This is a genomic window from Micromonospora sp. I033 (assembly GCF_053890995.1).
Window position 1 is genome coordinate 1 of sequence record NZ_JBSSLX010000183.1, and the last position, 11,578, is coordinate 11,578.

At 75.1% G+C, this 11,578-nt stretch carries 11 protein-coding genes, 1 pseudogene and 1 riboswitch; of the genes and pseudogenes, 1 reads left to right on the forward strand and 11 read right to left on the reverse strand.

The window, feature by feature from the left end:
• Positions 1-324 precede the first annotated feature (324 nt).
• The 7 genes and pseudogenes from thiC to ACW0Q9_RS24035 form a co-directional block, all read right to left on the reverse strand.
• A pseudogene (thiC, locus tag ACW0Q9_RS24005) lies at positions 325-1,908 on the reverse strand (phosphomethylpyrimidine synthase ThiC); the annotation flags it as partial.
• A gap of 17 nt (positions 1,909-1,925) precedes the next feature.
• Complete coding sequence (thiD, locus tag ACW0Q9_RS24010) at positions 1,926-2,714, reverse strand: bifunctional hydroxymethylpyrimidine kinase/phosphomethylpyrimidine kinase (RefSeq protein WP_456184930.1); 789 nt, start codon at positions 2,712-2,714, stop codon at positions 1,926-1,928.
• Positions 2,711-3,415: a thiamine phosphate synthase gene (locus tag ACW0Q9_RS24015; RefSeq protein WP_456184932.1), complete on the reverse strand. Its 705-nt coding sequence runs from the start codon at positions 3,413-3,415 to the stop codon at positions 2,711-2,713. Before ACW0Q9_RS24015 ends, thiD begins: the two co-directional genes overlap by 4 nt.
• Positions 3,416-3,555: 140 nt before the next feature.
• Entirely contained in the window at positions 3,556-4,341 is a 786-nt protein-coding gene (locus ACW0Q9_RS24020; RefSeq protein ID WP_456184934.1) for a thiazole synthase, read from the reverse strand.
• Positions 4,338-4,538, reverse strand: coding sequence for a sulfur carrier protein ThiS (gene thiS, locus ACW0Q9_RS24025; protein ID WP_456184936.1), 201 nt, complete (start codon positions 4,536-4,538; stop codon positions 4,338-4,340). The genes ACW0Q9_RS24020 and thiS overlap by 4 nt, the downstream gene beginning before the upstream one ends.
• A complete protein-coding gene (gene thiO, locus ACW0Q9_RS24030) occupies positions 4,535-5,617 on the reverse strand; it encodes a glycine oxidase ThiO (RefSeq protein ID WP_456184938.1) in 1,083 nt (360 codons plus the stop codon). Before thiO ends, thiS begins: the two co-directional genes overlap by 4 nt.
• A complete protein-coding gene (locus ACW0Q9_RS24035; RefSeq protein ID WP_456184940.1) occupies positions 5,611-6,237 on the reverse strand; it encodes a thiamine phosphate synthase in 627 nt (208 codons plus the stop codon). The genes thiO and ACW0Q9_RS24035 overlap by 7 nt, the downstream gene beginning before the upstream one ends.
• Positions 6,232-6,342: riboswitch (TPP riboswitch) on the reverse strand. It overlaps the preceding gene by 6 nt.
• Positions 6,343-6,745: 403 nt before the next feature.
• On the opposite strand from ACW0Q9_RS24035, the gene ACW0Q9_RS24040 reads away from it, so the two are divergent.
• Positions 6,746-7,006 (forward strand): endonuclease domain-containing protein, encoded by a 261-nt coding sequence (locus ACW0Q9_RS24040; RefSeq protein ID WP_456184942.1) that lies wholly within the window; start codon positions 6,746-6,748, stop codon positions 7,004-7,006.
• A gap of 140 nt (positions 7,007-7,146) precedes the next feature.
• Here ACW0Q9_RS24040 and ACW0Q9_RS24045 read toward each other — a convergent pair whose 3' ends face one another.
• The 4 genes from ACW0Q9_RS24045 to ACW0Q9_RS24060 are packed head-to-tail and all read right to left on the reverse strand — an operon-like array spanning position 7,147 to position 11,255.
• Complete coding sequence (locus tag ACW0Q9_RS24045) at positions 7,147-8,109, reverse strand: aldo/keto reductase (protein WP_456184944.1); 963 nt, start codon at positions 8,107-8,109, stop codon at positions 7,147-7,149.
• A 10-nt stretch (positions 8,110-8,119) separates the two neighbouring features.
• A complete protein-coding gene (locus ACW0Q9_RS24050) occupies positions 8,120-8,932 on the reverse strand; it encodes a nucleotidyltransferase domain-containing protein (RefSeq protein ID WP_456184946.1) in 813 nt (270 codons plus the stop codon).
• A complete protein-coding gene (locus tag ACW0Q9_RS24055; protein WP_456184948.1) occupies positions 8,929-10,608 on the reverse strand; it encodes an ABC-F family ATP-binding cassette domain-containing protein in 1,680 nt (559 codons plus the stop codon). Before ACW0Q9_RS24055 ends, ACW0Q9_RS24050 begins: the two co-directional genes overlap by 4 nt.
• A gap of 41 nt (positions 10,609-10,649) precedes the next feature.
• Positions 10,650-11,255: a class I SAM-dependent methyltransferase gene (locus ACW0Q9_RS24060; RefSeq protein ID WP_456184950.1), complete on the reverse strand. Its 606-nt coding sequence runs from the start codon at positions 11,253-11,255 to the stop codon at positions 10,650-10,652.
• Positions 11,256-11,578 lie beyond the last annotated feature (323 nt).

Below are 11,578 nucleotides of genomic sequence, written 5' to 3' on the forward strand. Positions count from 1 at the left end.
CGTGCCCCGGAGGACGCCGGTCCCACCGGCCGCGCCCCGGAGAGCACCGGCCCGATCCTCCCGGCCTGGGACGGTCCGGCCCCGGAGACCCCACCCGCCGGCCGGCACGCCGACCTGTCCGAGGTCGACGCCCCCGAGTCGGCCGGCGGGAAGGCCAGGGCCCGGCGCGGCCTGTTCCGGCGTAACCGGGGCAAGGGCGGCGAGCCGGGCGAGGCCGACCGCGAGTCCGAGCCGCTCGCGGCGCAGGACGAGGAGTACGTCGACTGGGTCGCCGGCCTCGCCTCGGACGACAACGCGGACGACGCCCGGTCGCTGCGTACCGGCCGGCACCACCGCGACTGAGCCGCCGGCCACGAACTCCTCGGACTTGTCCTTCATGCCGCGCGCCGCGTAGTCCTTCAGCTCCTGCGTGATCTTCATGGAGCAGAACTTCGGCCCGCACATCGAGCAGAAGTGCGCGGTCTTCGCCGGCTCGGCCGGGAGCGTCGCGTCGTGGTACGACCGGGCGGTCTCCGGGTCCAGCGCCAGGTTGAACTGGTCCTCCCAGCGGAACTCGAACCGGGCCTTGGAGAGCGCGTCGTCCCAGGCCTGCGCCCCCGGGTGTCCCTTGGCCAGGTCGGCCGCGTGCGCCGCGATCTTGTAGGCGATCACGCCCGCCTTCACGTCGTCCCGGTCCGGCAGCCCGAGGTGCTCCTTCGGGGTGACGTAACAGAGCATCGCGGTGCCGAACATGCCGATCATCGCGGCGCCGATCGCCGAGGTGATGTGGTCGTACGCGGGCGCGATGTCGGTGGTCAGCGGACCGAGCGTGTAGAACGGGGCCTCGTGGCACCACTCCTGCTGGAGGTCCACGTTCTCCTTGATCTTGTGCATCGGGACGTGCCCGGGGCCCTCGATCATCACCTGGACGTCGTGCGCCCAGGCGACCTTCGTCAGCTCACCGAGGGTACGCAGCTCGGCGAACTGCGCCTCGTCGTTGGCGTCCGCGATCGAGCCCGGCCGCAGCCCGTCGCCCAGCGAGAACGTCACGTCGTAACGCGCGAGCAGCGCGCACAGCTCCTCGAAGTGGGTGTAGAGGAAGTTCTCCTCGTGGTGCGCCAGGCACCACGCCGCCATGATCGAGCCGCCCCGCGAGACGATCCCGGTCACCCGGTCCACCGCCAGCGGCACGTACGGCAGCAGCACCCCGGCGTGCACGGTCATGTAGTCGACGCCCTGCTCGGCCTGCTCGACCACCGTCTCCCGGAACACCTCCCAGCTCAGCTTCACCGGGTCCCCGCCGACCTTCTCCAGCGCCTGGTAGATCGGCACGGTGCCGATCGGCACCGGCGAGTTCCGCACGATCGCCTCGCGGGTCTCGTGGATCCGCTTGCCGGTGGACAGGTCCATCACGGTGTCCGCGCCCCACCGGGTGGCCCAGGTCAGCTTCTCCACCTCCTCGGCGACCGAGGAGGTCACCGCCGAGGTGCCGATGTTGGCGTTGACCTTGACCAGGAACGCCTTGCCGATGATCGCCGGCTCGCACTCCGGGTGGTTGACGTTGAGCGGCAGCACCGCCCGCCCGGCCGCGATCTCGTCCCGGACGAACTCCGGCGCGACCCCCTCCCGGATCGCCACGAACTCCATCTCCGGCGTGACGATCCCGGCCCGGGCGTACGCGAGCTGCGTGGGCCGGCGACCGTCCACCCCGGCCAGCGGGGTGCCCGCGCCGCGCACCGGAGCGACGTCCCCGCGGGCCGCGATCCACGGCCCGCGCAGCGGCGGCAGCCCCACCTCCGGTTCCGAGCCGGGGCCGGAGGTGTCGTAGAGCCGGACCGGCGGGTTGTCCCCGGTCAGCCGCACCTCGGCGAACGGCACCCGGATGTCCGGACGTGATCCCTCGACGTAGACCTTGCTGCGTGCCTGCATGACAGCCTCCCTGTCGGTCAAGCGGACCAGCCGAAGTGGTCCAGCGGGCCGCGTCCCGCGCCCAGCTCCCAGTCCCGCGCGCCGGTCAGCGCGCGGGTCACGTACTCCTTGGCGGCGGCCACCGCGACCGGTACCGGGTCGCCGGCCGCGAGCCGGACGGCGATCGCGGCCGAGAACGAGCAGCCGGTGCCGTGGTTGTGCCGGGTCGGCACGCGGGGCGCGCGCAGCAGGGTGGTCGAACCGGCACCGGCCAGCACGTCCACCGACTCACCGGCCGCGTCCACGTCGCCGCCGGTCACCACCACGTGCGTCGGGCCGCCGGCCGCCAGCGCCTCGGCCGCCGCGACCATCTCCTCGACCGTGGTCACCGGGCGACCGGTGAGGGCGGCGGCCTCCGCGCAGTTCGGCGTCGCCACCTCGGCGTACGGGAGCAGCCGCTCGACCGCCGTCACCACGCCGAGCCGGTGCCCGCTGGTGGCGACCAGCACCGGGTCGACGACCAGGTGGGGCAGCCGCCCGACCTTCGCGGCCTCGGCCACCGCGTCGGCGACCGCCGGGGTGCCGAGCATGCCGGTCTTCACGGCGCGCACGTCGAAGTCGCCGAGGACGCTGTCCAGCTGGTCGCGCACGGTCTGCGGGGGCAGCGGCAGGACGGCGTCCACGCCCCGGGTGTTCTGCGCGGTGACCGCGGTGATCACGCTGGTGCCGTACGCGCCGAGGGCGGCGAAGACCTTGAGATCGGCCTGGATGCCGGCACCGCCCCCGGAGTCTGATCCGGCGATCGTGAGTGTTGTCTTCGGCGTCACTCTTTGTCCTCTGTGGTTGCGCTGGGGGGCTGCGGCCGAGTGGTTGCGCCGGTGGCCGCCGTTGGGACGGCTTGCGCCGGGGCGGGGGTTGGTCGGGCCGCCCCGTGACCGGCCCGATCAGCCGCCCGGTGAGCCGCAATGAGCGCGGCGGCGACCTCGGCGGCATCGTCGGCGCGCATGAGCGCTCCGAGCACGGCCACCCCGGCGGCGCCGGCCGCGACGCACTCGCGGACCTGTTCCGGGGTCTCGATGCCGCCGAGGGCGAGCACCGGCACCGGGCTGGCGGCGACCAGCTCGCGCAGCCCGGCGGGGTGCAGGGGCGGCCCGTAGCCGGGTTTGGTCCTCGTGGAAAAGACCGGCGACAGCGTCACGTAGTCCTCAGTGGTGAGCCGGGCCAGCTCGGTGGCGTCGTGGCAGGAGCGGCCGACCAGCCGGACGGCCGGCGGCGGGTACGGGCCGGCGGCCGGCAGGTGCACGGCGTCACCGTTGAGCGGGTCGGGCCCGGCGACGATCAGCCGGCCGCCCGCGTCGGCGAGGATCGAGCGCAACTCGGCGGCCAGGGCGGCACGCTCGGCCTGGGACAGGTCCTTCTCCCGCAGCACCACCCAGCGCACTCCCCCGGCGACGGCCGCCTCGACGACCTCGACCAGCGGCCGCCGCGCCTGCCATCGGTCGGTCAACAGCACCACGCCCGACGGCACGGCACTGCCCGAGATCTTGGAAGGATCCGGCCCCTCCAGGGGCCACTTCCCACCAAGATCTGCAGAGCAGACCCCGATCCCGGTGCTGAGCGGCCCTTCGGCGGGTGTTCTCACGACGAGGTCGACCGGGGAGCCGGGGGTCACAGGTCGGGCCTTCCCTCGTCGGGGGTCGAGGCCAGGGCGTGGAAGCGGCGGGCGATCCGGCCCGCCCCGTGGGCCAGCCGTCCCGCCTCGACGGCGTACCGCATGGCGGTGGCCATCGCCACCGGGTCGGCGGCCCGGGTGACCGCGCTGGCCAGCAGCACGGCGTCGCAGCCCAGCTCCATGGCGAGCGCGGCGTCGGACGCGGTGCCGATCCCGGCGTCGAGGATCACCGGCACGTCCACGCCCTGCCGGATCAGCCGGATGTGGTGCGGGTTGCTCACGCCGAGCCCGGAGCCGATCGGCGCGCCGGCCGGCATCACCGCCGCGCAGCCGACGTCGGCCAGCCGCCGGGCAAGGACGGGATCGTCCGAGGTGTACGGCAGCACGATGAACCCGTCGGCCACCAGTTCCTCGGCGGCGCGCAGCAGCTCCACCCCGTCGGGCAGCAGCGTGCGCTCGTCGCCGATCACCTCCAGCTTCACCCAGTCGGTGTCGAACGCCTCCCGGGCCAGCCGCGCCACCTTCACCGCCTCGGACGCGGTGTAGCAGCCAGCCGTGTTCGGCAGCAGCCGTACGCCGCACCGGTCCAGCAGGTCGAGCAGGCCGCCGGCGGCGCCCGGGGCGGTGTCGGTGTCCACCCGGCGCAGCGCGAGGGTGACCAGCTCGGTGCCGGAGGCGCGAATGGCCTGCTCCAGCACGTGCAGGTTCGCCGCGCCGCCCGTGCCGAGGATGAGCCGGGAGCCGAAGCCGACCCCACCGATCTCGAAGGACATCCGGCTCACCCGCCCTGGGCGGCGCTGAGCACCTCGACCCGGTCACCGGCACGCAGCACGGTCGACGACCAGCCGCCGCGCGGCACCACCTCGCCGTTCACGGCCACCGCCAGGCCGCGCTCCTGGGCGGTGACCGCACGGACCGCGTCGGCGACGGTCGCGCCGCCGGGCAGGTCCTGCCCCGTGCCGTTGACGATCAGTTTCACCTGGGCTCCTTCCCGAAGCGGTCCGGGGTGAAGGGGGCGAGCAGCGGGTCCGGCTCGCCGGTGACGATCAGCTCGGTGACCAGGTCGGCGGTGACCGGGGTGAGCACGATGCCGTGCCGGTGGTGTCCGGTGGCGACGAGCACGCCGGGCCGGCCGGGCAGCGGCCCGATGATCGGCGCGTTGTCCGGCGTACCGGGGCGGAGCCCCGCGGTCGCCTCGACCAGGTCGTACTCGGCCAGCTCTGGAACCAGGTCGACGGCCGCGCGGAGCAGCCGGAGCACCCCGCCGGCGGTCACCTCGGTGTCGGCACGCTCCTCGACGGTCGCCCCGACGACAACCTCCCCGCTGTCCCGGGGCACGAGGTAGATCGACTCGCCGTCGGCGTACCCCCGGATCACGTGCCGGAAGTCCGGCGTGCCGCGACCGGGCGCGCGCAGCCGGAGCACCTGGCCCTTGACCGGCCGGACCGGCAGCCCGGTCAGCGCGGCGGCGCCGCAGCCGGCCGCGACGACGGTGACCCCGGCGTCCACCTCGGACAGCGCGCCGACCCGGGCCGGGCGCAGCACCGCGCCGGCCCGCTCGGCCGCCGCCCGCAGCGCGGTGACCAGCCGGCGCGGGTCGACCTGGTGGTCGCCGGGGGCGACCGCGCCGCCGCGCACCCGCGGGGCCAGCGCCGGCTCGCGGTCGCGCAACTCCGAGGGGCGCAGCGGCGTGATCGGCAGTCCCAACCCCTGCTGGTACGACCAGAGCCGCCGCGCCTCGGCCAGGTCGTCGGCGGTGAGCCCGACCACCAGGGTGCCGTCGGCGCGGTAGCCGACGTCGGCGCCGGCCGCCTCGGCCAGGTCGGCGGCGAAGCGGGGCCAGCGGGCGGCCGACTCGGTGAGCAGCCCGGTCAGCTCGTGCTCGCCGAAGTACGCCTCGGCGACCGGGGAGAGCATCCCGGCGGCGACGTGCGAGGCCCCGGTGCCCGGGGCGGGGTCGTGAACCGCCACGCGCAGGCCACGGGACGCGCACCGCCACGCGATCGCCAGCCCGACCGGTCCCGCCCCCACGATGGCAACGTCCGGTCGGGTCAGCACGTCAGGGCCTCGATCAGTTCGGCGGTCGTGCGGGCGGGATCGGGGCTGGCGGAGATGGCCCCCACCACCGCCACCCCGTACGCGCCGGCGGCCCGCAGCGCCGGCACCGACGCGACGGTCACCGCGCCGATGGCGATCACCGGCACGTCCACCGCGCCGGCCACCGCGCGGACCCCGGCGGGGCCGATCGGGTCGGGCAGGCCGGCCTTGGTGGTGGTGGCGTGGCAGGGCCCCACGCCCAGGTAGCTGGCACCGGCGGCGACCGCGGCGGCGGCGCCGCCCGGCTCCCGCGCGGTCGCGCCGAGCACGGCGCCGGCGCCGAGCACCCGGCGGGCGGCCGCCACCGGCAGGTCCTCCGCGCCGACGTGGCCCCCGGCGGCCTCGACCGCCAGCGCCACGTGCAACCGGTCGTTGACCAGGCACGCCACCCCGTACGGCCGGCACAGCCCGACCACCCGGCTGGCCAGCTCGTACGCCTCCCGATCGGTGGCGTCGTCCTCGACCCGGACCTGGACGACCAGCTCGGCGCGGGCCACCGGCAGGGCGGCGCGCAGCACGGCGAGCGGGTCCCGCCCCGGCCGGGTGTCGGTGATCAGATGCAGTCGTCCCAGGGACGGCACGGCAACTCTCCTCCCTGCGCCGGCATTACCCGGATCAGGTTCGACGGTCGGGGGCTTCCAGCCCCCCTCTCAGCCCGGTGGCACCGGGCTCCCGTGGGTCACTTGCGGCCTACCGTACGACGTGTGTGCGCATCCGCCAAGGGGCGGGTGGGGAATTTCCCACCGACCGTCCCGGATGGAGGACGGGACAGCGGGTGATCTCCCGATCACGTCATGCTGTCCGGATGCCCTCGCCCGCCCGCGTCCCCCGCCGGCTGTCCTTCCTGCCGTTCCGAGGTAGCACGGCCGTCGCCCAAGGACTGTTGACGTGGGCGATGCTCCACGGCCCGGCCTGGCGACGCCTCCTGCCCGACGTGTACGTGCACCGCGACGGCCACCGCCCGGACGACCATCGCATGTGGTGCGACGCGGTGGCGCTACGTCTGCCACCGGGCGCCGCGATCGCAGGGCGCAGCGCGGCCTTCCTGTGGGGCGCCGACCTGCTCGCCCGCTCACCGCGCAGCACGACGTGTGCGACGCCCGGGGCCGCTTCGTCGCGCGGGTGGACCTGGCCTGGCCGGCGCTCCGCGTCGCCGTCGAGTACGACGGGGACCACCACCGGGAGCGGGCGCACTTCCGCCAGGACGTGGCCCGCCTCAACGCCCTCCGCGCGGCCGGCTGGCTCGTCCTCCGCTTCACCGCCGACGACGTCCTCCGCCACCCTCGCGCCACGGTCGCCCTGGTCCGCCAGGCCCTTCGCGAGCGCGCTGCCACCTCCACGTCGCGCTGACCGTCGGTGGAACGCCATGTAGGTCAAACCGGCCCGGACACCTACATGGCGTTCCACCGAGTGGGCGAGAGCACGGGGGCGGGTAGCAGGCTGCCCCGGCAGCCGGAGGACGGGTGCCGGGGCAGCGGAGGTGCGGTGGGTCAGAGGAGGGCGTCGAGGGCGTCGAGGTCCTCGTCGGTGGGCTGCCAGGTACCCGCCTCGGCGTTGGCGCGTACCTGCTCGGGGGTGGTGGCGCCGGCGATCACCGAGGTCACCGCCGGTCGGGCGGCGAGCCCGCCGATGGCCACCTGGAGCATGCTGATCCCGCGCTCGGCCGCGTACGCCTCGATGGCCTCGATGGTGTCCCAGTCGGCGGCGGCAAGGCGCTCGGCGTACCGGCCGCCGCCGGACAGCCGGCTGCCGGCGGGCGGGGCCTCGTTCCGCTTGTACTTGCCGGTGAGCAGGCCGTTCGCCAGCGGGAAGAACGGCAGCATGCCGAGGCCGAACCGCTCGCACGCGGGGATCACCTCGGCCTCGACGCTCCGCTCCAGCAGCGAGTAGTGGTTCTGCGCGGAGATGAAGCGCGTGCGGCCCTGGGAGGAGGCGGTCCAGTCGGCGTCGGCGATCTGCCAGCCGGCGAAGTTCGAGTTGCCGAGGTAGCGCACCTTGCCGGCGGTCACCAGGTCGTCAAGCGCGGCGAGGGTCTCGTCGATCGGGGTGCCCGGGTCGGGCTCGTGCATCTGGTAGAGGTCGATGTGGTCGGTGCCGAGGCGGCGCAGCGACGCCTCGACCGCCCGGGCGATGTAGCGGCGGGCGCCCCGGGCGCCGTGGTCGGGCCCGTTCAGGCCGTGCATGTCCATGCCGAACTTGGTGGCGACCACCACGTCGTCCCGGCGGCCCTTGAGCGCCTGCCCGAGCAGTTCCTCGGAGCCGCCCTGCGGCTCGCCGTAGATGTCGGCGGTGTCGAAGAAGTTGATCCCGGCGTCGAGCGCGGCGTCCACCACCGCCCGGGTGCCGTCGATGTCGAGCTTGCGGCCGAAGTTGTTGCAGCCGATGCCGACGACGGACACCACGAGCCCGGAGTCGCCCAACCGGCGGTAGGTCATCTCAGTCACGAGATCCACCCTATGCCGCTCACCGGCGGGCCACTCCGCCAAGCGCCTCGGCCACCAGCCGCCGGGCGCCGGCCAGGGTCCGCGCCAGCTCCTCAGGGGTACGCCCCACCGCGCCGAGCAGCGCGTGTGCCCGCCGGGCGAAGTCGGGCGGCGCGCCCGGCAGCCGCCCGGCCGAGGCGATCATGCCTTTCTCGTTGACCAGCCAGCGCCCGGCCCGGCCGTGCAGCGCCTGGACCAGCACCCCGACCGCGCGGAACAGGCAGCCGGCCACGTACCCGGCGTCGCCGGCCGCCGCGCCCTTGGCCGCCCCGTCGAGCAGGAAGCCCGCCTCCCAGCCGCCGGCCACCAGGGCCTCCCCCAGCGCGGGCGGGTACGCCTGCGTCCGCTCCCGCAGCGCGGTCAGCTCCCCGGTCGGGTCGCCGAGCACCCGGCCCAGCGCCACCTCCCCCGCGTACGCGTGGGAGTAGAAGCCGAGGGGGTGCCCGGCCTGCGTCCCGACGGTGTAGCGGCCGGCCCGGCACTCCGCCCAGACCTCGTGCACCCGGTCCAGGTCGCGGTAGATCCAGTCCACCGGCACCCCGCCGATGCGCAGCCAGCCGCCGCCGTCGACCCACGGCCCCCAGCCGCCCGGCTCGGTGAGCGCCACCTCGCCGTCGGCGACCGCGCCGGCCAGCGCCCGCAGGGCGGCCAGGTCCAGCGCGCCGCGGTAGTAGAGGCCCAGGTCCCAGTCGGAGTCCGGCCGGTGCTCGCCCCGGGCCCGGCTGCCGCCGAGCGCCACCGCGACCACGCCGTCGACCGCGCACAGCCGGGCGGCCAGCGCCGCGTCGATCACGCCACGTCCCAGACCGGCTCCGGGGTCTCCACCACCTCGCCGTCCCCGCCGAACAGCACGAACCGGTCGAAGGAGCGGGTGAACCACCGGTCGTGGGTGACCGCCACGACCGTCCCCGCGAACGCGGCCAGCCCGGCTTCGAGAGCCTCTGCGGAGGCCAGGTCGAGGTTGTCGGTCGGCTCGTCGAGCAGCAGCAGGGTCGCCCCGGACAGCTCCAGCAGCAGCACCAGGAAGCGCGCCTGCTGGCCGCCGGAGAGGGTGCCGAAGCGCTGGTCGCCCTGGCCGGCCAGCTCGTACCGGGACAGCGCCGCCATGGCCGCGTGCCGGTCCATGCCGGCCCGGTGCTCGTCGCCCCGCCACAGGATGTCGACAAGCGTCTTCGCCATCAGCTCCGGCCGGTCGTGGGTCTGCGAGAAGTGGCCGGGGCGGACCCGGGCGCCGAGGCGTACCCGGCCGTCGTGCGCGACGGGGGCGAGCGCCGCCGCGCCGTCGACCGGGGTGTTGGCCGGGTCCGGGTCGGTGCCGCCGCGGGCGAGCAGGCGCAGGAAGTGCGACTTCCCGGTCCCGTTCGCGCCGAGCACCGCGACCCGGTCGCCGTACCAGAGTTCCAGGTCGAAGGGGTAGGTCAGGCCGTCCAGTTCGAGCTGCTCGGCGACCACCGCGCGCTTGCCGGTCCGCCCGCCGGTCAGCCGCATCCGGATGTCCTGCTCCTTCGGGGGTACGGGCGGCGGCCCGGCCTCCTCGAACTTGCGCAACCGGGTCTGCGCGGCCTGGTAGCGGGAGGCCATCCCGTCGTTGTACGCGGCCTTCTGCTTGTACATCAGCATCAGCTCGCGCAGCTTCTGGTGCTCCTCGTCCCAGCGGCGGCGCAGCTCGTCGAGGCGGGCGTGCCGGGCCACCCGGGCCTCGTGCCAGCTCGCGAAGCCGCCCGGGTGCACCCACGCGCTGCCGCCCTCCACGGCGACCACCCGGTCGGCCGTCTGGGCGAGCAGCTCCCGGTCGTGCGAGACGTAGAGCACCGACTTGCCGGACTCGCGCAGCCGGGCCTCCAGCCACCGCTTGCCGGGCACGTCGAGGAAGTTGTCCGGCTCGTCGAGGAGGAGCACCTCGTCCGGGCCGCGGAGCAGCAGTTCCAGCGCGAACCGCTTCTGCTGGCCGCCGGAGAGGGTCCGCACCGGGCGCTCCCGAGCGGCGTCCCAGGGCAGGTCGAGGACGATGGTGGCGACCGTGTCGAAGAGGACCTCGGCGTCGTACCCGCCGACCTCGCCCCAGGCGGCCAGCGCGTCCGCGTACGCGAGCTGGGCCTTGCCTGCGGCGCTGCTGTACTTGCCGCGGACCTCGGCCGCCCGCATGGCCGCCTCGGTCTCGGCGAGCCTGCGGCCGGCGTCGCGCAGCGCCGGCGGGGCCAGCGACAGCGCCAGGTCGGCGAGGGTCGACTCGTCCCCGATCATGCCGATGAACTGGCGCATCACGCCCAGCCCGCCGGAGCGGGCGACGGTGCCGGCCTTCACCGGCAGGTCGCCGGCGACCATGCGCAGCAGCGTGGTCTTGCCGGCGCCGTTGGGGCCGACGAGCGCCACCTTGGCGCCCTCACCGACCCGGAACGACACGTCGGCGAAAAGCTCCCGGCCGTCCGGGAGGATGTGCCCGACCGCTGCCACGTCCACGTATCCCACGCGGGCATCCTGCCCGAGGGGCGGGCGCGGGCGACACCGGATTACCGGGTGACCCGGAGCACCCGGAAGCCCTTCTGGCTGGCGTGCCGCTCGACCTGCCAGCCCTGCTCGACCAGCCAGCGGTGCAGCGAGTCGCCGCCGAGGTGCCGCGCGACGACCAGCCAGGCCGTCCCGTCCGGGGCGAGCCGGGGCAGCCAGCGCCGCAGCAGCTCGTGCAGTTCCGCCTTGCCGATGTGGATCGGCGGGTTGGACCAGATCTGGGCGAAGCTGAGGTCGGCGGGCACGTCGTCCGGCGCGGCCACCCGGACCCGGTCGGCCGCCCCGACCCGGGCGGCGTTGGTGGCGGTGAGGTCGCGGGCCCGCTGGTTGACGTCGACGGCCCAGACGGTGGCGGCCGGCGCGCAGGTGGCCAGCACGCAGGTGATCGGCCCGAAGCCGCACCCGATGTCGAGCATCGGGCCGGCGGCGTGGGGTGCCGGCAGCTCGGCCTTGCGCAGCAGCACCGCCGTGCCGGGATCGAGCCGGGCGGCGGAGAAGACGCCGCTGGCCGAGGCGAGGGTGTAGTCGCGCCCGGCGACGGAGAACTCGACCTCGCGCGGCTGCGCGGGGGTCGCGGGTTCAGCGGTGAAGTAGTGGTCGCCGGTCACGAGGGGCATTGTCGCACCGCCGGGGAATGGCGCCGGCGACGGTGCGGGCGCAGGGACGCCACGCCGCTGCGCCGGAATATCGCGAAATTACCCCCGAAAGGGACAATGGCCCCTAGTGTAGCCACCATGGTGTATCGGTACGAGTCCGATGAGGACGCCTTCCTGGAGTACCCGCGGCCCGGGTCGGACCCGACCGTGCCCGGCGCCGCGCCGGCTCCACCGGCGGGTCCCTCGCCGTCCCGCTTCCCCACCCCCCCCCTCCCTCCGCCCGGCCCGCCCCCCCCCCCGGCCGTCCCGGCCGCCCCGGCACCCGTCTCTTTTAC